Consider the following 23,237-nt stretch of genomic DNA (forward strand, 5'->3'; position numbering starts at 1 on the left):
TTTGAAGTTGACTTGAGCAGTATTTGGTTGCGGATATTCATTTTTTACTCTCGTATTCAACTTGATCTTCATAAAACAGTGTTGGGATTGTCTCACGAACATTGAACTCCGCAGCGGAATTGTTAAGTAATTCATTATGGATTTCCCTCAATGTATCTTCTGGAACATTGTCAAGAAAACGTAAAGCCGAATTAGTCAAGTATTTATGGTTTGAGTCAAAAGCCAGCCAGTTTCTGGTCAGTTGCTCAGCTACCCATCCGGTCGTATTAGATCCCGCAAATATGTCCAAAACCGTGTCTCCCGGTTCTGTCAGGTACTTAATAAAAAAGCCCGGAAGGTCTCCTGGAAATCGGGCAGGGTGCCCTTTCTCTCCAAGTAGTTTACAGTATTTTAAATATTGTGAGTTGCTTTCAGTATTAGGTATAGGCAAAATATTAGGAGGGATAGCACCACCATTATCTTTGTAAAAACCATCGCTAATGTCATGACCCGATGGGCGCAACCTAGGGTCATAGTATTTCTTCCCCAAATCAAGTAGCTTTTTCATCCTGTCAGAGTAACCAATTAGTACATTCTTTACATCCGCTTTTGGGAACTCGGTTTTGGATAGCCACCAAACTGTATTGACAGAATCTTTCACTCTTATTTTTCGCTTGTTCACCCATTCAATTGGAGAAGGAAGTTTAGCGGGATTGAACCAAAAGAATTCTTCTGCTAAGTACCATCCTTGCTCATCACAAGCGCGAATCAGTAAGCGATAATTATACAACGATCTCACGGGAACTCCTTTTTGATATGCCCCACCAAGATCAACGACAAGGCTGCCTGTGTCTTTAAGAATGTATTGAACTTTTTGGGTAAAAGAAAGGAGCCAATCAACATATTCATCTTGTTCTTTGTTTCCATACTCCTTTTGTCTAAGAAGGGCGAAAGGTGGTGAGGTAATTACAAGATCAATAGATTCCGGTTCGAGCTCTTGTAGAAGATCCAAAGAATCGCCAACAATCGCTTTACCCAGATTCGTTTTATATAAGCACTTTGTTTTCATATTTTAATATTCTTTCAGTTCAAAGACCCAACTTGTCATAATTTTCCAAAGAAGAGTGACGGCAAAGTAAACCTCAGGGTCTTTCTTTTTAAGTTCCTCAATGTCTTTAATGTATTTTTCTTGCCCTTGCTTTCCAATGATGTACGAAACCCATTGACGAGAATCAAGATCTTTCAATTGATTTAAAAGATCATCAAGTTGTAGGTTTTGAGCGATTGTAAGCGCCCAAGCAATTCCTGGCTTTTCCATTGAAGAAGCGGAATCTAATTCCTTAAGAATGTCAGGGGTGTATTTTTTTGTCAGTTTGGCTAAAGCTCTTGCAGCTTCTACTTTAATGGATTCTTCAACAGAATTGAAACTCTTGACCAGAACAGAAAGAGAGTTTTTGTTATTTTGCTCACCTAACGCCCAAGCTGCACCTGCTCTTATTTCAGGGGCATAGTTTTCATCTTGAAGAACTTTGCCTAACAGAGCGCAAGATTTGGTTGACTTGGTTTCAGCCAATACAATTATTGTTTCTAAAACATTTTGGGCATAATCATCTGCAAGGCAGGTTTCAATGAACTCGTATCCCTTGTTATTTCCGAATCTTGCTAAACTTGCAGCGGCTTCAAGTTTTACATAAATGTGTTCGTTCGCATCTTCGATTCTTGACAAAAGTGCTTTTTCAGATTTATCTGATTTGAAATGTGAGAGTGCTTTCGCTGCTGCATATCGGTCGCTTAGATCAGTGCTGGAAAGTGTTGAGATGAAATAAGTTTGGTCAACCGCTGATGAATCGAAATACTGATATACAGGAACAACAGAGGCAATGATTTGATTTTGAAGGATTGATTCTCCCTCTTTTACCAAAGGACGCATTTTAACGCCTTTTTTGGTTAAACTCAAACTTATAGTTCGGTCATCTGAACTTCTTTTGAATTGGATTCGATCGTCAGTTATCTGATTGATAGTCCCTGATGCAGAAGCTACCGCAGCGGGCCATGTAATTCGTGCTTCAAATCCTTCCTCCGCTCCTTTTGGTTTTACAAAGTCAATACGGCCTACCTTAGCTGCTTTCCTGAGAGCTTTAACCGAAATGTATTGTACGATGTCATCTGCTTGCCAGTCAATTGGTTCTTCTCCAACTTTCGTACATACCACCAACGCAACTAAATCATTGTCCTTCATTCCATAATCCCAACCCCTTACAGGGTCGGATTCTGAATGAGACATAGTGATTTCTAACTTGGTCTTGGCACGTGATTCTATTCTAACTCCGCAGTCAACGAGAAGAATATCCGGAACACGAATTCTTTTGATTTTTATCTTCTTCCAAATTTTATAACTCATTGAGCCCCTTTCAAGCTCAATTGGTGTATGTCCTTGATTTTTAAGATGTTCAAATACCTTTTGTGTACCAATAGCACCTATTGATATTTTCTCTAAAAAGCTTTCATCTGTCTTGTATGATGGCATAGATTTATTGTTTAAATACTTGTTTCATTTTTTCAATTTGGATTTTACTCATATGTTCAGTTTTTTCTCCGTTTCTTTTAACGCCTCTTTCGCCAAATTTTCTCCTTTAATTTCATACAAAATCCTGTCACTTAAATAGACCACAAGCATTTCCTTTCATTTTCCAGGTTTTCCAATTCAAGTTTTAGTTTTTGCTGAAAAGCATCAGGAAATGTATTTCAGAAAGATTAAACACAATACAATATGCTTATACTCGGCAGTATCCATGTTTTTCCAGAGTTTGTCGGCTGCCTTCCAAAGCTTTGTTTCTATTGGTTCTTGTTTTGCTATCTTATATTTCACCATCTTTAAAGTAATATTCAAACTTTATTTGGATTGCTTAGTATTCCTTGGGACACAGAAACACCAGTTTTAACTTTTCTTGACAATTTTCAATTTTAACTTTTGTGAGATTGCAATGATCTATGATTTCTCCAACTTCAACAACCGGTATTTTAGGATTTTGCATTTGAGTTACATAGGAGAGCAAGGATATTGGATATGATTCCTTTGTTCCGTTACCATAATCAGTTGTAAATCGCAAAAATGCAACCTCTAAGTTATTTAGGTCTGATTCCCCTGTAACAAGTTTTAAGAAGGCATCCGGAGTTCCTAATTTTGATAGATTAAGCTCCTTTTCGGATATTGGGAAAACATGAGGGATGGCATATATTAATTTTTCAATATTAACTTCAAGTAAATTAGAAATTAAATAAAGTGTCTGCCAACTTGGCTGTTGTATGTTGTTACACCAACGACTGACTTTAGCCCTTGAAACACCTAATTTTGTTGCAAGAGCTTCTTGTCTAATATTTAGCTGTTTAAGTACAAAATAAATTCTATTAAACATGATCAAAAGTATTATTTGGTGCAAAAATAGTTAATTATTATTAATATGCAATAATTATTTAAAAGTAAATATCAAAATAATGCAATACGCATTTAATTGAAATTGCTTTTTGTCATTTGCGTGTTGGTAAAAGCAAGCTCTTTCAAATTTTACTTTACCTTATAAAAATAAATACTCTTAAAGCAAAATTTGAATGTGCTTGCTGTGCGGTAGCAAAAATCAAATAAAAATCTCTGAGGGCGGGCTTTTTTAATTTTATCTTCCGTCTACGTAATTGTCAAAAAACTATTGTCGTTTCTGTCCGCAATTAACTGTCTAAATACTAAAAAGACACTCGTTTTATACTATTCCGTTTTTAGGCGGGCTATTGTAGGTAACGTTTGAATAAACCAAACTTGGTTTATCTCCCCAATATGGTGTAATAAACCAACTTATGGATTGTGGAAATTTTAATAATAACAGGTTGCAAATATAAAAAAAAGGCAGAAAATTAATTCTCCCTCATTTGTTTTTAGTATTACTATTAATAAGCTTTTTTACAAAATTTAATAAACCGGCTTTCTTTAATTTTTTTCTTCCTGTAGCAGTTTTTGACATATCTACTTAATTTATTAATCCGGCTTTCTTTAATTTTCTTCTCCCTGCAGCAGTTCTTAACATAGTTTTTGTCTGTGGGATAATAATTTTCTCAAACATTTCATCATATTCTTTCTGACTCAATCCTATTACTTTAAGTTCCCTCTCAGGAAGTTTACCATCAGGATAAAGCTTCTTAACAAGCTTTATCTGATTATTCCAATTGATTGGTTTTCTATTATTATTTGGTGTTCTGTTTTTTTTCATGGCTTCTATATAATTCTAAATATCGATGATCGGTACAAATATGAGAAGTTTTAATTACACATCTATTACCTTTTAGTAGAACGATTCAAATCCCAAAATCATCAAAGGCAATATTCTCGGATGGAACTCCCATGTCATCAAGCATTTTAAGTACTGCCTCATTCATCATGGGTGGGCCGCAGAGGTAATACTCAACTTCTTCCGGTTCGGGATGCTTAGAGAGATAATTGTCAAGCACTACCTGGTGGATGAATCCTGTATAACCTTTCCAATTATCTTCGGGCAATGGTTCGGATAAGGCAATCTGGTAAGTAAAATTGGGGAATTTCTTTTCTATTTTCCTGTATTCATCAGTATAAAACAATTCTCTTAATGACCTTCCTCCATACCAGAATGAAACTTTTCTTTTTGTTTTCTGTGTATGGAAAAGGTGGAAAATGTGCGACCGCAAAGGCGCCATACCTGCGCCACCACCTATATAGATCATTTCAGTTTCGGTGTCTTTGATAAAGAAATCTCCGTAGGGGCCTGAAATGGTGATTTTGTCACCAGGTTTAAGATCGAAAGTATAGGAAGAGCACACGCCAGGGTTTACTTCCATAAAATTACCTTTTTCCCTGTCCCAGGGTGGTGTGGCTATACGAATATCAAACTTCATAATATTTCCTTCAGCAGGATGGTTTGCCATTGAGTAAGCTCTAAATTCAGGCTCACCATTTTTCATGGTCAGATCCCACATATTGAATTTATCCCAGTCAGCATGATATTCGTTATCAATGTCAAAGTTTTTATAATTTACTTCACATTCAGGTACATCTATTTGGATATAATGCCCGGAATCAAATTTAAGAAATTCACCTTCAGGCAGCTTTACGACAAGCTCTTTGATAAAAGTAGATACATTATCATTAGAAACAACTGTGCATTCCCACTTCTTGATCCCGAACACCTCTTCCGGAATTCTGATATTCATGTCCTGTTTGACCTTCACCTGGCATGATAACCTCACCTTCTCTAATTGTTCAGTCCTGGTAAGAAATCCTACCTCTGTCGGTAACACATCTCCACCACCGTCTTCAACCACACATTTACACAAGGCACAGGTGCCCCCTCCACCACAGGCAGAAGGTAAAAATAAATTTTGGGCTGCTAAGGTTGACAGTAAAGTAGAACCTGCATTGGTTGTTATTTTTTTTGATTCGTCATCGTTAACAATGATGGTAACATTTCCTTGCTGCACTAACTTAGATTGCACATACAGAACAATCAATACTAAAATCAGAATTACAAGCGTAAAGGAAATGATCGCTGAAGTTAAGGTGATGAACATTTTTTTGATTGGGTTAAATTGTTGTTGCAAAAATATTCAAAAATAGTAATAAAAAAAATATTTGAATGATAGAACTAAAATTTTAGTTCATGGTTTTTGGTTATTAGTTTTAGTTATTTGGTTGTTAGTTTTAGTTCATTGGTTCAATAGTTTGCTAATGCCGGACTCATGGCACGACCAACAAACTAAAAAACTATAACCAGAAACTATCAAACCATAACCAAAAACTAACAACCAAAAACTAAATATTTTGCCAAAACTTGTCAGAATTTTAAATGTTAGATGTCTAATAGATGAAAAAAATAAGTATTTTAATATTAGCTGCCTGTACATTGTGTATAGCCATAGTACCGACTATAGTAAAATTATGACCCAAATTTTTGTATAAAATGTAATTTATTAGTAATTTCGCGCCATATTTTTAGATATGGTAGGATCAGTTTAGTGGGTTAGAACGCTCCCGACCTATTGAATGATTCGTGAATTTTTATTAGTCATTGGTTATTAGTCATTCCAATTACTAATGATAAGAGCCGGCATAGGGGGGGTATATGGTGGTCGTAGCTCAACTGGTTAGAGCACCAGATTGTGGTTCTGGGGGTTGTGGGTTCAAGTCCCATCGGTCACCCTAATTAGTGTTTGTCTACAAAGTCGAATGTTTAATATATTATAGTAAAAACATAACTTCGTAAGTTGATTAAAAAGTCGACAGTCAGCAGTCAGCAATCGGCAAAAAGGCAAAATTGATAAAGTCAGCAGTTGGCAATCGGCAGTCGGCAAAAAGGCAAAATTGATAAAATCGGCAGTCGGCAAAAAGGCAAAAAACAATTGCCGACTGCTCCAGAGTACTTGGGATGGGCTGCCGACTGTGGACTGCCGACTGCCGACTGCCGATTGTGGACTGCCGACTGCCAACTGCCGACTTAATGTTGAAACTTTGGATTTTCATTAACGAATATTTTTGACATTATAGACAAGCACTAATTAGTATTATTTCAATATGTTTAAAAATTAAGAATCATGGAAACAAAAACCGAAAATTTACGATACTCTGAAGAAGAGCTAAAAGAATTTGAGCAAATTATCCTTGATAAGATAGATGCTGCAAGAAAGGAACTAAACGCTCTAAAAGAAGAATTAAGCAAAAAAAATGATAGGGGTACTGATGCAACAGCAAGTGCAGTAAAAGTTCTTGAAGACGGGGCAGATAGTCTGGAGAAGGAAAAGCTGGGTCAATTGGCAGCACGGCAGCAAAAGTTCTTGCAGCAGTTAGAAAATGCGCTTGTACGTATAAAAAATGGAACCTATGGTGTCTGCATAGAGACCGGTAAATTAATTCCGAAGGAACGTCTTCGGGCAGTACCGCATACCCAGCATACGATTGAAGCAAAGCTGAATAGAATCTCATGAAAAATGACGAAGTACGAATGATGAAGTACAAATGACTAAATATTCGTTCTTTGTACTTAGAAAATGAATTTTTTACAAAATCATATCGAATCACTCATTTTTTGCTCGAAAGATCCGATTACTAAGGATGAAATTCAGCAATGCCTCACAGAAATGTTTGAGGCGCCTATTCCTGAAAAGGATGTGACTACTGCTGTCAATAATTTGATAGAAAAATTTGAACCTGAAAAATACGCCTTCCAGGTATATCATACTGGAGGTGGGTATCAGTTTCTGACCAAGCCAGCATATCAGGCAAGTATCAGCATCCTGTTAAAACAAAAATCAAAGAAAAGATTATCCAATTCCGGCCTGGAAACATTGGCCATCATTGCCTATAAGCAGCCGGTTACAAAAAACCAAATTGAAGAGATCAGAGGCGTAAACTGCGACTATGCTGTTCAGAAATTATTAGACAAAGAGCTCATTGAGATCAGAGGCAAAGCAGACGCTGTTGGCAGACCCCTCATATATGGCACCAGCAAAAAGTTTATGGATTACTTTGGCCTCAATACTTTAGACGACCTGCCTTTAGCTAAAGATTTCCCTGGCGAAGAGAATGTGATTGGAGAAGTGGGGGATAATTAAAATTGGCTTTAGTTTAAACTAACGTAGCAAAATGCATAATTTTTCAAAATCACATTGAATACCTTTAAGTCGGCAGTCCCCAGTCGGCAGTCCACAGTCCCCAGTCGGCAGTCGGCAGTCCATCCCGAGTACTCGGGACCGACTGTTGACTGCCGATTGCCGACTGGTTAAGTTAAGTTTCTAAATCCAGTTGCCATATTGTTTTAATGGTTTGATTGTTATTTTCTTTTTTGTCGACTGTGGACTGCCGACTGCAGACTGATTTTTTTGCCGACTGGGGACTGTAGATTGCCGACTTTTCTCTATTTATGCTTTTTAGGATTTTGAATCATGGTGAATAAACCTACAAACACCCCTAAGCAATTTAGCCATACGAATAAAAAATACCACCAAGGCGTCAAAGATACGCAATCTCCCGACTTTGCCGGGACAGGCAATATTCGCCTCAATAAATACATTGCAAACGCAGGTATATGTTCGAGAAGAGAGGCAGACAAGCTTATTGAGGCAGGTGTGATAAAAGTAAACGGTAAAGTTATTACTCAATTAGGCTATAAGGTCAATAACAATGACCAGGTTAAATACAAAAATAAAACGGCCGGCAGGCAGTCTGTTCTGTGGCAGATCTTAAAGACGGAAAAACTGACCTATGTCTTGCTCAACAAGCCCAAGGATTTTATAACAACCACTAAAGATCCAAAACAAAGACGTACTGTCCTGGAGTTGGTAAAAAATGCCTGCAGGGAAAGGATTTATCCGGTAGGAAGATTAGATAGAAATACAACAGGGTTACTGTTATTAACAAATGACGGAGCGCTTGCTAAAAAGCTCGCCCATCCCTCTGGCAATGTTAAAAAATTGTACCACGTGGGATTGAACAATGCAATTTCCGATAAAGACCTTGATATGATTGTTAGGGGCATAACGCTGGAAGACGGTCCTGTAAAAGTTGACGATATTGCTGTAATAGATAATGATTATAAGCTGCTTGCTGTTGAATTACACATTGGAAGAAACAGAATAATAAGAAGGATTTTCGAAAAACTTGGTTATAAGGTTGTAAGGATTGACAGAGTGAAGTATTCAGGGCTTACAAAAAAAGACCTGCCCAGAGGTAAATGGAGGTATTTAACTAATAAAGAAGTGATATGGCTGAAGTATTTTAAATAAAAAAGGCCTAAGGGCTTGCCGAAAAATAAGTTCCGATTTTTGCATCACAACTTTGCCACATCTTTGACTTATCCTCAATCGCAAAATCCTCAAAATAACGCTGCTATTCCTGCGGTTTTGCTCAATCGGATAAGCCAAATCTGTAACAAATTTGTGCGCAAAAATCTGGAACTTATTTTTCGGTAAGCCCTAAAATTAAAAATTATAGTTAGTGAGCTAAAAAATAACAACTATTATTTGACTTTTAAATTTACATTTTGCAACATTACATTTTTTTAGTTACCATTATGAGATATTTCTTAACAATCGTTTTCCTGCTCAACATAGGAATCTTAAAAGCGCAAACAGGAATCTTAAGAGCACAAGATAAAACAGTTGTCCATGCTAAAGTGAGAAAAGGAGACAAATGGGGGCTTGTAGCGACTTCAGGAGAAATGATCCTTGATCTTAAGTATGATTATGTCTATGATTTTTCTGAAGGCCTGGCTAAGATAGACAGTGGCGGGTTGACGGGCTTTATAGATAAATCAGGCAACATTATTGTTGACCCCCGGTATGATGAAGCCAAGGATTTCCATAAAGGGGTAGCCATAGTAAAAAAAGGAGAAAGATATGGTTTTGTTAACAAATTAGGCCAGGTAGTTTTTGAACCGCAATTTGATTTTATCTGGCCATTTAATAAAGGTATAGCCGCAGTGAGGAAAAATGATGAATATGGTTTCGTAGATGTTAACGGTAACGTACTGGTGGTATTACAGCAGGGTGTGCCCCGGTTTTTTGAATATTACGCTTTTGATTATTATGAGGAACTGGCAGTAGTCAAAAAGAACGGTAAGTACGGTTACATTGACATAGAAGGAGATTTTGTAATACCACCTGATTTTGACAAGGCATGGAATTACAAAGAAGGTATGGCAGTAATTCAAAAAAAGGGTAAATGGGGATATCTTGACCGGGTTGGAAATATTGTAGTTAAACCAAAATATGACGAGGTTTTAAACTTTGCTGAAGGTTTGGGAATGGTAAGAGAAGGAAAATTATGGGGATATGTTGATAAAAAAGGCAACCCGATATTGGAACCGCAATTTGACCATGTCAATGGTTTTAAAAACGGGCTGGCTCCTGTAAAAAAAGATAATCAATGGGGGTTTATTAATATAAAGGGGACGATGATCATAAGACCACAATTTGACAAAATTGTTGGCTACAATGAAGGAATATACCGGCTGGAAAAAAACGGGCAGTTTGGCTTTGTTAACAGCCTCACCAAAAATGTTATTGAACCCTTATTCGATGAAGCCACCAACTTCATGATAGGTTTAGCCAAAGTAAAAATGGGTAATAAATCAGGATTTATTGACACTTCAGGAGTTTTTGTTAGATTTTTACCCCTTGACAATCCAAAGTTTTACAAGGCCTTTTTCCAGGAGTTCAGCCAGGGATTAAGATCAATAAAAGAGGGAGGCAAGACCGGATATGTTGATATTCACGGAAAAATAGCTATTGAACCGAAATTTAAAAAAGCATGGGAATTCTCTGAAAGCAGGGCAGCAATATCAATAGACGGGAAATGGGGATTCATAAACAAAAAGGGAGCAATAGTAGTTGAACCACAATACGATCAAGTGTATAATTTTTATGAAGGACTCGCGGGAGTAAGAAAAAATGGCAAATGGGGTTTTATTGAAAGAAGAAGCGGGGAAATCGTCATTGAACCGCAATTTGATAAAGTATGGGGTTTCAAAGATGGATTGGCTCCTGTTAAAAAAAATGGTAAATTCGGTTTTGTCAACAGAAAAGGCGAAATAGCTATTGAACCGGAATTGGATCAAATACAGTATTTTAAGAGCTTTTATTAAAGGATAAAAGGATAGAATGTTTGAATTGATTCGTTTCTTCCTTCATTCTATCCTTTAATCATTTTATAACAGGCGCTCTTTTAAAAGGTTTTGTTTCATCAAACAATTTTCGATAGGTAATATGTGTTTTGGCTATCTTTGCGCCTATTGATTCGGCAATACGCATCATGGTCGGATTGAAATCGCCAATCCAGTTCATTTCCAATACATCATAGCGGTTGAGCGGTTGAACTTTACGGGCAGTTGCCATTACCAATGCTCCTTCCAATCCTTTACCCTGAAAAGCTGGAATAATCCCAAAGGCTACACCAAATGTTTTCCTGCATACACCTCTGTACTTATACCACAGAAATTTTATTTTGCCAATCCAATCCAATTTCCCATTCAAATATTTAATTATCTGGTTAATTTCCGGTAACATAATAAAAAAACCAACGGCTTCCTTATCGTGATAAGCAAACCAGATAATATCTTCATCTAATATTGGCTTTATCTTTTTCATTAGCGATATAGCCTGTGCTTTGGACATTTCTTTAATCCCGGCATGCTTTACCCAGGCTTTATTATAGATATACCAGAAATCTTCTGCATATTTTTCAAGCTGGCTTTTCTTAATATGTTCAAAATGATAGGAAGGATCATTTGCTATTCGTTCAGCTTTTTGAGCATAATTTTCAGGCAACTGAGATTGTATAGGTATGCTGTATGTATACTGGTTAAAATAAGTCTTAAAACCGTAGCTTTCAAATATGGTTTTATAGTAGTGTGGATTATAAGGCACACAGTAATTAGGCTCAAAGAATCCATCAACCAATAAGCCCCACCATTTATCTCTTTCTCCAAAGTTTATAGGGCCATCCATCGCTTCCATTTTACGTTTTTCCACCCAATTCCTGCACTGGTCAAATAGTATGGAGGCGGCTTTTTTATCATTGACACATTCGAAAAAACCCATACCCCCCGTAGGTTGGTCAAAAGAGCTGGCAGTTTTGTTATTAGTAAAAGCTGCTACTCTTCCAATCGTTTCTCCACTGTCATCCTTTAATATCCACCTTATTGCTTCTCCATTTCTGAACAGTTTGTTCCTATCAGGATCAAACACACTTTCAATATCATCATCTAAAGGGCGGATCCAGTTGGGGTCGTCTTTGTATATTTTAAGGGGTAATTCGAGGAAGTCTCTTTGTAGTCTTTTGGTATTTACTTCAATAATTTGCATTAACTAAAAGAGAAAACAGATTTTATTTGCTATGGATAAAATTTGTAACCAGGTCATTTTTTTATTATTGGACGTCTCTAAAAACTCAAAAATAAATTAGTTTTTAGGGATGCCCTATTTCAATATATCAAGAATCTCAATCTCTGTTCTCCTGTTAAGCTGTCTTCCTTCTTCATCTTCATTGCTTGCTACAGGCCTTGAAAAACTATAACCTACTGGTTTCAGTCGTGAAGGTTCTATATTTTTGGTGATTAAATAATTGACCACTGCCTTTGCACGCTTTTCAGAAAGTACCTGGTTGGCCTCTTCCGTTCCTACATTATCGGTATGCCCTGAAATTTCCAGCACCAATGTGGGATTATCAGTTAATATCTTATAAAGTCTTTCAAGCTCTGTTGCAGATTCGTCTCGTAATGAATCTAATCCTATATCAAAAAATATGTTTCTCAGGATGGTTTTACGGCCAATTTCTATAGGTTCAAGGTAAATATCTTTATCTATTTCATAGTATTCCTTCTGATCTTCAAGGTCAATATTTTCAGAATGGAACAGGTAGCCAGTGGCTTCAACGGCAATATTATAATTTGTGCCAGGCGGCAATATAACCGTGAATTTTCCTGTGAAACTATTTGAATTATAAAGACCAATCATCTGCTTAGTCCAATTATCTGCCACATTAATAGTTGCCGGTACAGGCAAGCTGTCAACAGCCGATAATGTTCTGCCTTTCATAACTATAAGTACAACTTTTTTTTCTTCCGGCCTGTGCAAAATGTAGATATCCTGTCCGCCATATCCTCCATTCTTTATAGATGAGAAATAGGCTCTTTTACCGTCTGCCGACCATACAAAATATACATCATCACCGGGGGTGTTAATAGGATAACCAAGATTTTTTGGTTTTGACCAGGTTCGTTTTTTTTCATCAAATACCGAGGTAAATATATCATAGCCGCCCATACTATTATGCCCTTTGGAACTAAAATAAAGCGTTTTTCCATCAGGGTGAATAAAAGGCCCGTCTTCATCATACTGTGTGTTAATGAGAGGTCCGAGGTTCTGAGCCTGAGCCCACGAGCCATCTGGTAATCTTTTGACTACATAAATATCTTTATCTTCTGTTTTCTCATCAATACTTCCCTCTTTCCGGGTGCTTGTAAAGTATAAAATCTTTTCATCGGGCGTAATGCTGGCGCTTCCTTCCCACCTTTTAGTGTTCACATTTTCTCCTAACTTGTTTGGTACGCTCCATTTATCGCCCTTCAGATTACTTACGTATAAATCACCAGCGGCATAGTTTTCAGTGCGGCCCCGGTAAACAAACAATTTTTGTCCATCCGGTGACAACCCTACACTGGCATCGTGACCCTCAGTATTTATCAACTCACCCATATTTCTGGATCTGCCCCACAGCGTATCTTGTTTTTTTGTTATATATACATCTTCAAAAAACTTATCATCAAGATCTTTAATGTCTTTGACAGCCCCCCTGCGGGAAGTAAATATCAACATAGTTTCATCGGCAGAGATCACGGGACCATAATCATCAAACTTTGTATTGATCGACCTGCCAATATTTTCAATCCTGACATGAGCGGAGTCTTTCATTAATGCCATACCGTTTTTGCATTCATATATTTTCCTGTCAACATCCTTTTTTTTGTCACCTTCTTTAGAAGTTAAAATAACCCAGTAATTCTGATAATACCTGATTGCCTTTTTAAACTCCCAGTTTAAATGGCTAACCTGTGCTAGCCGGTAATTGATCTGAGGATCAACTTTGGGGTTCATTTTAAAAGCTTTCTCCAGGTATTCCTGCGCTTTCTTTAAATTGTTTTTATTCAGGTAACAATCTCCCAATCTGAAAGTTTCAAGGGAATTTTGAGGATATGACTTCAGCAGTCTCGTATATTCTTTGATCGCCCTGCCAATGTCTCCCACTTCGTAAGACAAATTGGCTTCATGCTTCAGATCTTTTTCTTTGGGCTTTTTTTGCGCGTTTGCCTGGAGTGAAACTGCAAGCAAACTTACTATGAAGAATAAATACAGTAACTTTTTCATGTGTAAATAAGTAAGTTAAATGATTGCCACAGATTCACAGATTTTATAAAATAATTCTTTTAATCTGTGAATCTGTGGCTTTTATTTTCATCTGAAAAATGTGTTTAATTGTTTGTTTTGATTTAGGGGTGCAAAGGTAGGTTTAATTTTAGATAAAAAAAATATTTTTTAACATTTTCATTATGAGGTCAGGATGTCCGAAGTTAAGACAATGCAATACAAAACACCCCTATCACCATTATAACAGCTCCAACCAATCGCGAAGAAATGTTCTTTTCTTTAAAAATAAAGTAACCACCCAGCACGCCCAGGATCACGCTGCTTCGTTTTATTGCTACCAGGTAGGCAACTAATGTAAGGCTGAGGGCAGTCATGTGACATATAAATGTCAATGCGCTGAATAAACCAAGGCCAAGCAGCAAACAAAATATGTAAGATGTTTGATGGAAGATGGAAAGAATCGTTTTCTCTTTTTTTCCATCTTTCATCTTCCATTTTCCAAAAAAGATCCGGGCAATCTCTTTCTTTGATCTCCAAATGATTACCGGTGTTAATATTATTATAATGAACAAATTGATAGAGACCGCCCAAAACAATGGAGAGGAATTTTGGATACCGATCTTATCCAGGTTTGAAGAGATGCTCCATAGAAATGCAACAAGCAGCATCAGTCTCGGTCCTTTTTCGTGAAAAAGCGCCCTGAAAGGAATCCATAATGCTCTTATATTTTTTAAAAATGAAAGGGTGAGTTTCGAATTTCGGATTTCACCGCAAAGACGCAGAGACGCAAAGGATGATTTTTCTAAAAAAACTTTGCGCCTTTGCGTCTTTGCGGTTGATTTCGGATTTCGGATTTTCTTTGATTTATTCCATAACGTATTGATATTCAATGAATAAGCCCCAAACACAATCAAAACAATTCCAACAATTCCTAACCTATTGGGAAACTCGCCTACAATCAATGGAGAAGTAATTAGCAAAAACAAAGGCGTAAAAGTGAGCATGGGCAGTGTAACCGACAGATCAGAACTTTGAAGCGCTTTCATATAGATCACCATAATAATTGCATTCATCGTTCCGCTTAATATCAAAGCGTACCAGTAAGATCCACCCAACGGGGGAATATCAATGATGATCCAAATAGGAATTAAGAAAGGTGTAGTAAAGAAAAAAACAGCCCAGCCTACTACAAACTCATTGGTACGCCTTAGAGCAAACTTACTGAATATATCCATTATGGATTTAAAGACGGCTGTAAGTATTGCTAATATTAACCAGGAGGGCATTTTTAATTTAACGTATCAATCCCGAGTACTCGGGAAGAAACTGGAATAATTTTTTAATCATTATGACGATTTAACCTATTCACCTAATTTCAAATGTTCTAAAAGACTTCATCACAGCAGCATCCACCTCTACCTGATCCACCCTGGCAGCAGAAGGCCCGCTATGGCACCAGTCAATAAACTTTTTCAACACTACTTCATCACTTTCTGCTTCAATATATACAGAACCATCTGCTTGATTTCTGACAAAACCTTTCACACCCAATTCCCTGGCTTTATCCCATGTAGTTGCTCTGAAATATACGCCCTGTACTATACCGGTGATTTTAATGTTTTTATGAACTTTCATTTACCCGATGCCAATATACTAATGTAAGTATAATGCTAATATACTAATTAATACTAATTATACTAATGCCCACCGCTGAGACCCAAAAGAGATTAATGCAAATACTTGTAATGTGTCTTTTATTCATATCATTAGTATAAATTCGTATATTAGCATTTTAAAGTATATTGGCATCGGATTGGATTTTTTGGTATTTTTGTAAACTTTATCTATAACTTTGCGTAATAATCATAATAAGCAGGTAAAAAATAGTAATTTATTTAGATTTTATAGGATTTTATATTAGTATCATATTTTATGCTTTATATTTTAAAAAGTATCCCTCGCTGGACCGTTTTTCAGATTGATCTGGTTCTTTGTATTCTTTCAATCATTTTATCTTATGCTTTAAGATTTGATTTTGATATTCCTGAAAAAGTCTGGAATTCTTTATTATGGGTTGTTCTAGTAGTTATTGTTGTAAAGGCAAACTTATTTTATATCGTAAAAAGTTATGCAGGAATTATCAGGTACACAAGTGTAAAAGATGCCAATAGAATATTTAAAGCGCTTACAATCTCTTTATTAATTTTTGCTTTCATTGATGGTATTCATTATTACTTTACCAAAGCTTTTTTTATTCCCAGGTCTGTATTATTGATGGACTATTTCCTTTCATTGCTTTTTATGTCTTCGTTCAGGGTAATTGCCAAGTTATTATATTATGAATCGAAGGGTCAGGATATTGAAAAGGTTAATGTTATCATCTATGGCGCTGGTGAAGCAGGAATGATCACCAAAAAAACCTTAGATCAGGACCCGAAAATTAATTATAAAGTTGTTGCATTTATTGATGATAATAAATCTAAATCAAACAGCACAATAGAAGGCGTAAAAATTTATTATTCTATGGATAATTTGAGCAAATTAATAGAGGAAAAAAAGGTTCATTTATTAATTATCGCCATTCAAAACATTCCTATAGAAAGAAGAAGGGAAATTGTAGATACCTGCTTGTCTTATGATCTCAGGGTCCGCAGCGTGCCTCCTGTTGACAACTGGATCAATGGCGAATTGAGCTTTAACCAGATACGAAATGTTAAAATTGAAGATGTATTGGGTCGCGAACCGATCAAATTAAAAAATCATTTGGTTAACAGTGAAATAAAAAATAAGGTAGTATTAATAACGGGTGCAGCCGGCTCTATCGGAAGTGAGCTGGCAAGGCAAATCATGGATTTTTCACCTCAAAAGCTCATTTTGTTGGATCAAGCTGAATCACCACTTTATGATTTTGAGTTAGAGTTAACAAGTTCAGATCGTATGGCCAGCTTTGAAACTGTATTGGCAGATGTGAGGAAAGCAGACCGCATGGAAAAAGTTTTTAAGGCATTTCGTCCTGACCTGGTTTTTCACGCAGCAGCTTATAAGCATGTGCCGGTCATGGAATTAAATCCTTCAGAAGCTGTAAATACCAATATATTAGGAACCAGGATCATGGCAGACCTTTCTGTAAAATATAAGGTAAAAAAGTTTGTAATGATCTCTACAGACAAGGCTGTAAATCCAACAAGCGTGATGGGTGCATCTAAAAGAATAGCTGAAATATACATCCAGGCGCTCAATAGCAAAATCAACTCAAAGGCAGGCGAAGTACCTAATGCAACATTTACGAAGGGTAATGGGGTTGAAGTTGAAAACACCAGCTTTGTAACGACAAGGTTTGGGAATGTGCTGGGCTCTAACGGCTCAGTAATTCCGCGTTTCAAAAAACAGATTGCAGATGGAGGGCCTGTAACAGTGACCCACCCCGAAGTGACCAGGTATTTTATGACCATTCCTGAAGCCTGCCAGCTTGTAATAGAAGCTGCAGCAATGAGCAATGGAGGAGAGATATTACTTTTTGATATGGGTAAATCTATCAGGGTTGTGGACCTGGCAAAAAAGATGATCAAATTATCCGGGCTTACCTTAGGCAAGGATATCCAGTTGACCTTTACTGGTTTAAGGCATGGCGAAAAACTATACGAAGATCTTTTAAATGAACTGGAAAAGACCAAACCAACCCATCATCCTAAGATCATGATTGCCAGTGTCAGACAGTACGGATTTGACCTTATATCCGAACAGATATCTGAATTGACAAAATTATTTTCTGAGCAAGACAATGAAGCTATTATCTTAAAAATGAAACAGATAATTCCTGAATATTTGAGTAATAATTCAGTTTATGAAAAGCTTGACTTAAGAGCGCGTAGCGCGTAGCGCATGGCGCATGGCGGGGGAAACCCCGCCAACTGGCGGGGCTATGCACTATGCGCCATGCACATACACCCTACGCGTATCCTCACACTTTTCGTAGAGTACTCTATTAATAACATTTGCCACCGGATGAATGAAATCAGGAGCGATTTCTGTTAATGGCGCTAAAGTGAACTTCCTGTTAATAATTTCGGGATGGGGAATCTTCAGATCCTGGGTATTAATTACCAGATTATCGTAGTAGAGCATATCAATATCAATTATCCTTTCTGCCCATTTTTTACGTTTTTTCCTGCCAAGACCCTCTTCTATTTTTTTTATTTTTTGCAACACTTCATCGGGGCTAAAACCGGTTAATGCTTTTATTACCTGGTTTAAGAACAAGGGCTGGTCGCTGACTCCCCATGGCTCGGTTTCATATATTTTAGACCTTATAACTATTTTCCCGATGGAGTTGTTTATCAGTGAGAGGGCATTTTTTAAATTCTTTTCTCTATCTCCTAAATTGCTTCCGGATAGTAAATATAGCTCAGTCATTGGTCATTGATTTCATATTTTTTCTTATTTAATAACTTTGTTTTGTTAAGCATATCCCTGTGTTTTATACGAATGGTATCAATTTCAAAATCCATCTGCAAATTCATCCAAAATTCTGCTTTTATGCCTAAAGCATTTTCTAATTTTATAGCAAACTCAGGTGTAATATCTGTTTTATCTATTAATATTTTATTGTAATACTTGAGTGCTATTTCTTTTTAGTTCAATTTCTAATTTTTGTTCAACTTCAATAGGGTAATAATTTCGGGATTTAATTATTGTAGGATTAGGGATTTTGATATCCCTCTCAAAATCAGATCCCAAAACCCCATTCAGAGCTTCACCGGCATTTTTAATAGCTTCCTCAATAGTTTCTCCTTCAGTGAAAATATTTTTAAAATCAGGAAAGGTTACTAAATAACCATCCTCATTTCTATCTTTTATTATTTTGGCATAATAAAACATAATATTGCTAACCTTTTTTTCAACTCCTTACCTGACATTTTCTTAACGTATTAAGCAACATTAAAATTACATTTGGATGAATTATTTTTCATATAAAATTCAGAAAACACCCACATCTTCTTCTGTAGCTAAATTCTTTAGCTGCTGCTGCCCAATCTTCCGATTCCTAATTGAAAGCAGAGAGACTCTATTATTTCAGCTTGTTTGTCAGGGTCGTCCATAACTCCATATTCTGAAAGAAGTCGCCCTTTGTCAAGTGTTCGTATCTGATAGCAGAGTACAATGGATTCCTTTTCAAGTCCATACCGTCCTGCTTCGATAAGTGTTTCATTAGGATATATAGTTCTTCTTGTTTTTCTACTTGTCAACGGCAGTACATTCACTACTCTAAGTATTTTATTGATTTCAGTCTCGCTAATAATCAGTACTGGTCGTGTTTTTCCTTGTTCGGATCCTACAACTGGATCAAGTCCTGCTTTCCAGATACTCCATTTTTTGACGATTTTCATAATGTTTCTGAGTCAATGGAGTTGAAGTCATTTTCTATTTCTTGCAAGTCTGCCATGAAAAGCGGGTCAGTAGGAGCTTTTTTTAATTGTTCAAGCTTCTTAGATAGTGAGTCGACATTGTCGTCAAGGATTACCATAACTTTCCTTTTTTTTCTAAATGTCTGAGGAAGTTTAATAATAAGCCTATTGTCAGTCGGTATTTCATATATTTGTCTGTGTCTCATTTTACATCTTTTCGGATTTCACGTTTCCATTTTTTACTAAACTGTTCAGTCAGTTTTCGATTTTGTCCGAAACTAATTGATGTGATAAAAATCAGAAATGTCAATATTTTTAGTTCATTTCTCAAATGTGTTATAACCATCGGATAATAAAAAATGCCAGCTTGCCCATAACTCTTTTATATGTATTACAAATGTTTGCTCTTGTTCGGTTACGAAGATTAAACGGTATTGATCATTTAACCTGATAGAATATTCACCATCAATATAAACGTAAAATCAAATTAAAAGTTCGCTAATTTAGCGAACTTTTAATAATAAGTAAAAAAATAAAAAGTTTACAATTTCTGCAAATTTATAGTAAAAAGTTTATACCTACTATTTTGCAATAAAAAAAGCCGCTCTCAATTTGGAGCGGCTTTTTTATTCACAAACACTAATACAATTAGTTCTTTTTATATTTAAATGACATCTTGCCTTTGTTAGTAGCAGCAATATTACAAGTAACATCAGTAGGACTTATGCTTGTAATTTCGATTAAGGCATAAGTAGTGCCTCCTCTTAATTTCGCTATGTAAACATCATTAGCACTTGGAGTAATCGTTGAAGTTGGAGTACCTGCACTATATTCAGCAATAGCAGATGTTTCTGATGTACTAGCATAAGTACCTGTAGATTTAATATACATAGTACTGTTACCTGTACCAGTTCCCCAATTACCGGTAAATGTAGCTCCAATACCATCTGTATTCTTCATATCCTTATCAACTTCAGATCCAGACCCTGCGACAACTGCGCCTGCTACTAAGTCATAAGCGCCAGTACAGCCTGATGGCCCTTGAATATGATATAACGCACCTGTTTTTTCAGTTATAGTGCCAAAAGAAGCTACAACAACTGTAATTGTGGTACTTGCCGTTTTATCATTTTTATCTGTAACTGTACAGGTATAATCATAATCACCTGCACCAGAAGGAGGTGTATCAGTTAAAGTGTCTGTATAGCTACCACCTGAAATACTTTTAGGGTAACCTGATAAAGCAGTACCACTTCTTGTAACTGTGTAGCTACTAAGATTTTTGTCGCCTTTTGTAGCGATTGCTACTATCATGATTGATTCGCCTATATCTATAGTAGTATTACTGGTAAGACCTGGAGTTATTAATCCGATAGTGGGCGGCACCGCCTCCTCATCTTTTTTACACCCAAAAAAGACAACCACGCTTGCAATAGCAAGCAACGAAAATAAATACAATAATTTTTTCATTTTTTTAATAATTTAGGTTTTAAGTTGAATATTTCATCCCGCTTCATGTACGGGATATCCACCCCCCAACTGGGAGGTGGGATTTTTTGAACGCACAAAGATATGTGTTTTTTTTTAAATGCAAAAAATTTTTAAACTTTTTTTATACAACCGATGCCAATATACTTTAAAATGCTAATACTAAAATGCTAATATACTAATTAATACTAATTATACTAATGCCCACCGCTGAGACCCAAAAGAGATTAATGCAAATACTTGTAGTGTGTCTTTTATTCGTATCATTAGTATAAATTCGTATATTAGCATTTTAAAGTATATTAGCATTTTTTTATTAGTATAGAAATAACATTATGGAACCACTGCTAATCGAACCAACTCATAATTCACCAAAAGTAATATTCGATCCGGCAAATAATAAATTTGAAATTTCAGGCCGATCTTTACCTGAAAATATAGTGCTTTTTTATAACCCGGTACGGGAATGGCTGAATATTTATGCTAAGAATCCCAATCCTGCAACAAATTTTGAAATCAAGCTCACCTACTATAATTCTGCTACATTTAAAGTAATGTCTGCTATCTTTCAAACGCTCTCTAAAATATACAATGAAGGGTTTGAGGTTACAATTTACTGGTATCATGAAGAAGATGATCTTGAATTCAAAGATGAAGTGGACTATCTTTTTGAAATGGTTGATGTGCCTTTTGAGTATGTGAGCTATTAATAAATGACGAAGTACGAATGACGAAGTACGAAATTCGTGCTTTACCATTAATCAAACCCTCACCCCAATCACCATCATATCATCCACCTGCTCACCCTTTCCAATCCAATCATTTATGGTCTTGCGCAGCAATTCTTTTTGCTCCGCCATAGTTTTTGATTGAATGGAAAGCAAAAGTTCTTTGAATGACTTCATCATGAACTTTCTGTCATCAGGGCCGCCAAACTGGTCAACAAACCCATCGGAAAAGATATAAATGGTATCACCTTTTTTAAGGTCTATTTTGTGATTTGTAAAATTATAATCCAATTCAGTATGTCCGCCAATAGATTTTTTATCACCCTTAATTACGGCTCCTTCAAAACCTGGTTTCTTCTGTGTCTCTTCCAAAGGGGGTGAAAAGAAAGGGAGGGCATTTTTATAAATTTCTGTTGCTATTACATTTTTTCGTATTATAAACAACGGGTTACATGCTCCTGCAAATTGTAGTGAATGGGGATTTTGTAGAGACGTTACATGTAACGTCTCTACAAAATCCCCATTCACTACCTCTATTTTACAAAGGGTCATATCCATCCCATCTTCTGCTTGCTGCTCAAAGCCTTTCCTGGTGAAGACTTTTTTCACCGCCCTGTTTAGCTGCGATAATATGTCACCAGGTGTGTCCACACCTTTTTCAATGATTATGTGGTTTAACAGGTCGTTTCCAATCATTGACAGAAAGGCGCCCGGTACCCCATGCCCTGTACAATCACATGCGGCAATAAAAACAGTAGAAGAAGCCCCCCTAACAGCCCCCCTTCCGTCCCCCCAAAGGGGGGAGACTTTGCCAACCCCTTTCCCTTTGGGAAGTGTGGCGGGAAAGTCCCCCATTTGGGGAGGACGATGTCTAATGGACATCGGGCCAGCATTGCGGGAGGCAGGGGGGCTGTTAGGGGAGCTGCTATGAAACCAATAAAAGTCTCCGCTCACTATATCTTTTGGCTGAAAAAATATAAAATGATCTGATAAAATATTTTTCAGCTCTTGCTCATTAGGAAGAATTGCCTGCTGAATATTACCGGCATAACGAATACTGTCCATTATTTCTTTGTTCTTGTCGTCTACTTTCTTCTTTTCCCGTTCATAATTAGCTTCAGCGTTTTGCACACTCTGGTGGAAAACAAACCCGATGCCTGCTGCTACAATAATAAGCGAGACACCTAATTTAATCACCGTTTTTTCCACATCATCAGGGTTCCCGGTAGGAATAACGGACAGCCCATACTTATACACCAGAATAAATGCGACAATGGAAACCGCAACAAACCCCAGTTTGAAGATGAGTTTAAAATCAGTGAGAAATACTACAAGCGGCATTAACAAGAATAAGTAGTGAACACCCAATTCTGATCCAAATACCTGTACACCGATGATCGAATGCCCTGACATCTCCAGGAACCAGACCACTATGCTCCAGTTCAGAAATCCTCTGTAAACCAGCCACAAGGCAAACACGTACATCATCCCTCCTGCTATCATTGAAAGTTGGAATAACCCCAATAAGGGAACTGAAGGATCCGTAGCATCTTTGACAAACAACATTATGTGGATGAACAAGAAGAACAGGTACATGTACCCCATAACCCGCTCGCTCCGGTTGAACGCAGTCTCACCTTGTTTTACCTTTTTAAGGTTCAATAGATCCTTAAGCGATCGTTTTATTTGTTTTGTCATATGA

The 23,237-nt window shown here is 36.7% G+C and carries 21 protein-coding genes and 1 tRNA gene; 7 read left to right on the forward strand and 15 right to left on the reverse strand.

Annotated features, from left to right (window positions below; genetic code table 11):
* Positions 1–37 precede the first annotated feature (37 nt).
* From FVQ77_03140 to FVQ77_03165, 6 genes are all read right to left on the reverse strand, one after another.
* The gene (locus FVQ77_03140) at positions 38–1,048 is read right to left on the reverse strand and encodes a site-specific DNA-methyltransferase (GenBank protein MBW8049337.1); all 1,011 of its coding nucleotides are present in this window, start codon (positions 1,046–1,048) and stop codon (positions 38–40) included.
* Between the two features lie 3 nt (positions 1,049–1,051).
* Positions 1,052–2,506 (reverse strand): HEAT repeat domain-containing protein, encoded by a 1,455-nt coding sequence (locus FVQ77_03145; GenBank protein ID MBW8049338.1) that lies wholly within the window; start codon positions 2,504–2,506, stop codon positions 1,052–1,054.
* A gap of 204 nt (positions 2,507–2,710) precedes the next feature.
* Entirely contained in the window at positions 2,711–2,851 is a 141-nt protein-coding gene (locus FVQ77_03150; protein ID MBW8049339.1) for an SAM-dependent DNA methyltransferase, read from the reverse strand.
* Positions 2,852–2,885: 34 nt separating this feature from the next.
* Positions 2,886–3,395: a helix-turn-helix transcriptional regulator gene (locus FVQ77_03155; GenBank protein ID MBW8049340.1), complete on the reverse strand. Its 510-nt coding sequence runs from the start codon at positions 3,393–3,395 to the stop codon at positions 2,886–2,888.
* A 603-nt stretch (positions 3,396–3,998) separates the two neighbouring features.
* Complete coding sequence (locus tag FVQ77_03160) at positions 3,999–4,238, reverse strand: hypothetical protein (protein MBW8049341.1); 240 nt, start codon at positions 4,236–4,238, stop codon at positions 3,999–4,001.
* Between the two features lie 85 nt (positions 4,239–4,323).
* Entirely contained in the window at positions 4,324–5,568 is a 1,245-nt protein-coding gene (locus FVQ77_03165) for an NADH:ubiquinone reductase (Na(+)-transporting) subunit F (protein MBW8049342.1), read from the reverse strand.
* A 554-nt stretch (positions 5,569–6,122) separates the two neighbouring features.
* On the opposite strand from FVQ77_03165, the gene FVQ77_03170 reads away from it, so the two are divergent.
* From FVQ77_03170 to FVQ77_03190, 5 genes are all read left to right on the forward strand, one after another.
* Positions 6,123–6,196 (forward strand) — tRNA-His (locus FVQ77_03170).
* 392 nt (positions 6,197–6,588) lie between these two features.
* Positions 6,589–6,978, forward strand: coding sequence for a TraR/DksA family transcriptional regulator (locus tag FVQ77_03175; protein ID MBW8049343.1), 390 nt, complete (start codon positions 6,589–6,591; stop codon positions 6,976–6,978).
* A 63-nt stretch (positions 6,979–7,041) separates the two neighbouring features.
* The gene (gene scpB, locus FVQ77_03180) at positions 7,042–7,605 is read left to right on the forward strand and encodes an SMC-Scp complex subunit ScpB (protein MBW8049344.1); all 564 of its coding nucleotides are present in this window, start codon (positions 7,042–7,044) and stop codon (positions 7,603–7,605) included.
* Positions 7,606–7,935: 330 nt separating this feature from the next.
* Positions 7,936–8,775, forward strand: coding sequence for an rRNA pseudouridine synthase (locus FVQ77_03185; GenBank protein MBW8049345.1), 840 nt, complete (start codon positions 7,936–7,938; stop codon positions 8,773–8,775).
* A 287-nt stretch (positions 8,776–9,062) separates the two neighbouring features.
* Positions 9,063–10,634 carry a WG repeat-containing protein gene (locus FVQ77_03190; GenBank protein ID MBW8049346.1) on the forward strand — a complete coding sequence of 524 codons (1,572 nt, stop codon included), beginning with the start codon at positions 9,063–9,065 and terminating at the stop codon, positions 10,632–10,634.
* 58 nt (positions 10,635–10,692) lie between these two features.
* Here FVQ77_03190 and FVQ77_03195 read toward each other — a convergent pair whose 3' ends face one another.
* The 4 genes from FVQ77_03195 to FVQ77_03210 form a co-directional block, all read right to left on the reverse strand.
* Positions 10,693–11,853: a hypothetical protein gene (locus tag FVQ77_03195; GenBank protein MBW8049347.1), complete on the reverse strand. Its 1,161-nt coding sequence runs from the start codon at positions 11,851–11,853 to the stop codon at positions 10,693–10,695.
* 114 nt (positions 11,854–11,967) lie between these two features.
* On the reverse strand, positions 11,968–13,914 hold the full coding sequence (locus tag FVQ77_03200) for an OmpA family protein (protein MBW8049348.1): 1,947 nt from the start codon (positions 13,912–13,914) through the stop codon (positions 11,968–11,970).
* Positions 13,915–14,117: 203 nt separating this feature from the next.
* Positions 14,118–15,200, reverse strand: coding sequence for an EamA family transporter (locus tag FVQ77_03205; protein ID MBW8049349.1), 1,083 nt, complete (start codon positions 15,198–15,200; stop codon positions 14,118–14,120).
* Positions 15,201–15,279: 79 nt separating this feature from the next.
* The gene (locus FVQ77_03210; protein MBW8049350.1) at positions 15,280–15,549 is read right to left on the reverse strand and encodes an acylphosphatase; all 270 of its coding nucleotides are present in this window, start codon (positions 15,547–15,549) and stop codon (positions 15,280–15,282) included.
* 297 nt (positions 15,550–15,846) lie between these two features.
* Here FVQ77_03210 and FVQ77_03215 point away from each other — a divergent pair, with 297 nt between their 5' ends.
* Positions 15,847–17,793: a polysaccharide biosynthesis protein gene (locus tag FVQ77_03215; protein ID MBW8049351.1), complete on the forward strand. Its 1,947-nt coding sequence runs from the start codon at positions 15,847–15,849 to the stop codon at positions 17,791–17,793.
* Positions 17,794–17,841: 48 nt separating this feature from the next.
* Here FVQ77_03215 and folK read toward each other — a convergent pair whose 3' ends face one another.
* The 4 genes from folK to FVQ77_03235 form a co-directional block, all read right to left on the reverse strand.
* The gene (gene folK / locus FVQ77_03220; protein ID MBW8049352.1) at positions 17,842–18,327 is read right to left on the reverse strand and encodes a 2-amino-4-hydroxy-6-hydroxymethyldihydropteridine diphosphokinase; all 486 of its coding nucleotides are present in this window, start codon (positions 18,325–18,327) and stop codon (positions 17,842–17,844) included.
* Positions 18,328–18,516: 189 nt separating this feature from the next.
* Positions 18,517–18,792 (reverse strand): type II toxin-antitoxin system HicB family antitoxin, encoded by a 276-nt coding sequence (locus FVQ77_03225; GenBank protein ID MBW8049353.1) that lies wholly within the window; start codon positions 18,790–18,792, stop codon positions 18,517–18,519.
* 137 nt (positions 18,793–18,929) lie between these two features.
* Positions 18,930–19,301: a type II toxin-antitoxin system PemK/MazF family toxin gene (locus FVQ77_03230; GenBank protein MBW8049354.1), complete on the reverse strand. Its 372-nt coding sequence runs from the start codon at positions 19,299–19,301 to the stop codon at positions 18,930–18,932.
* Between the two features lie 666 nt (positions 19,302–19,967).
* Entirely contained in the window at positions 19,968–20,789 is an 822-nt protein-coding gene (locus FVQ77_03235; protein ID MBW8049355.1) for a hypothetical protein, read from the reverse strand.
* 353 nt (positions 20,790–21,142) lie between these two features.
* On the opposite strand from FVQ77_03235, the gene FVQ77_03240 reads away from it, so the two are divergent.
* Positions 21,143–21,517 carry a DUF1987 domain-containing protein gene (locus FVQ77_03240; protein MBW8049356.1) on the forward strand — a complete coding sequence of 125 codons (375 nt, stop codon included), beginning with the start codon at positions 21,143–21,145 and terminating at the stop codon, positions 21,515–21,517.
* A 51-nt stretch (positions 21,518–21,568) separates the two neighbouring features.
* On the opposite strand, the gene FVQ77_03245 is transcribed toward FVQ77_03240, so the two are convergent.
* Entirely contained in the window at positions 21,569–23,233 is a 1,665-nt protein-coding gene (locus FVQ77_03245) for a SpoIIE family protein phosphatase (GenBank protein MBW8049357.1), read from the reverse strand.
* Positions 23,234–23,237: the final 4 nt, after the last annotated feature.

It is taken from the genome of Cytophagales bacterium (assembly GCA_019456305.1).
GTDB lineage: Bacteria > Bacteroidota > Bacteroidia > Cytophagales > VRUD01 > VRUD01.

Bases quoted from the DNA above. Each gene is read 5' to 3' on its own strand.
- FVQ77_03225 (MBW8049353.1), bottom strand. From the start codon at position 18,792: ATGTTTTATTATGCCAAAATAATAAAAGATAGAAATGAGGATGGTTAT.
- FVQ77_03200 (MBW8049348.1), bottom strand. From the start codon at position 13,914: ATGAAAAAGTTACTGTATTTATTCTTCATAGTAAGTTTGCTTGCAGTT.
- FVQ77_03205 (MBW8049349.1), bottom strand. From the start codon at position 15,200: ATGCCCTCCTGGTTAATATTAGCAATACTTACAGCCGTCTTTAAATCC.
- FVQ77_03155 (MBW8049340.1), bottom strand. From the start codon at position 3,395: ATGTTTAATAGAATTTATTTTGTACTTAAACAGCTAAATATTAGACAA.
- FVQ77_03165 (MBW8049342.1), bottom strand. From the start codon at position 5,568: ATGTTCATCACCTTAACTTCAGCGATCATTTCCTTTACGCTTGTAATT.
- FVQ77_03145 (MBW8049338.1), bottom strand. From the start codon at position 2,506: ATGCCATCATACAAGACAGATGAAAGCTTTTTAGAGAAAATATCAATA.
- folK (MBW8049352.1), bottom strand. From the start codon at position 18,327: ATGACTGAGCTATATTTACTATCCGGAAGCAATTTAGGAGATAGAGAA.
- scpB (MBW8049344.1), top strand. From the start codon at position 7,042: ATGAATTTTTTACAAAATCATATCGAATCACTCATTTTTTGCTCGAAA.
- FVQ77_03215 (MBW8049351.1), top strand. From the start codon at position 15,847: ATGCTTTATATTTTAAAAAGTATCCCTCGCTGGACCGTTTTTCAGATT.
- FVQ77_03235 (MBW8049355.1), bottom strand. From the start codon at position 20,789: ATGAAAAAATTATTGTATTTATTTTCGTTGCTTGCTATTGCAAGCGTG.
- FVQ77_03175 (MBW8049343.1), top strand. From the start codon at position 6,589: ATGGAAACAAAAACCGAAAATTTACGATACTCTGAAGAAGAGCTAAAA.
- FVQ77_03230 (MBW8049354.1), bottom strand. From the start codon at position 19,301: ATGAAAATCGTCAAAAAATGGAGTATCTGGAAAGCAGGACTTGATCCA.
- FVQ77_03190 (MBW8049346.1), top strand. From the start codon at position 9,063: ATGAGATATTTCTTAACAATCGTTTTCCTGCTCAACATAGGAATCTTA.
- FVQ77_03245 (MBW8049357.1), bottom strand. From the start codon at position 23,233: ATGACAAAACAAATAAAACGATCGCTTAAGGATCTATTGAACCTTAAA.
- FVQ77_03140 (MBW8049337.1), bottom strand. From the start codon at position 1,048: ATGAAAACAAAGTGCTTATATAAAACGAATCTGGGTAAAGCGATTGTT.
- FVQ77_03240 (MBW8049356.1), top strand. From the start codon at position 21,143: ATGGAACCACTGCTAATCGAACCAACTCATAATTCACCAAAAGTAATA.
- FVQ77_03185 (MBW8049345.1), top strand. From the start codon at position 7,936: ATGGTGAATAAACCTACAAACACCCCTAAGCAATTTAGCCATACGAAT.
- FVQ77_03150 (MBW8049339.1), bottom strand. From the start codon at position 2,851: ATGGTGAAATATAAGATAGCAAAACAAGAACCAATAGAAACAAAGCTT.
- FVQ77_03210 (MBW8049350.1), bottom strand. From the start codon at position 15,549: ATGAAAGTTCATAAAAACATTAAAATCACCGGTATAGTACAGGGCGTA.
- FVQ77_03160 (MBW8049341.1), bottom strand. From the start codon at position 4,238: ATGAAAAAAAACAGAACACCAAATAATAATAGAAAACCAATCAATTGG.
- FVQ77_03195 (MBW8049347.1), bottom strand. From the start codon at position 11,853: ATGCAAATTATTGAAGTAAATACCAAAAGACTACAAAGAGACTTCCTC.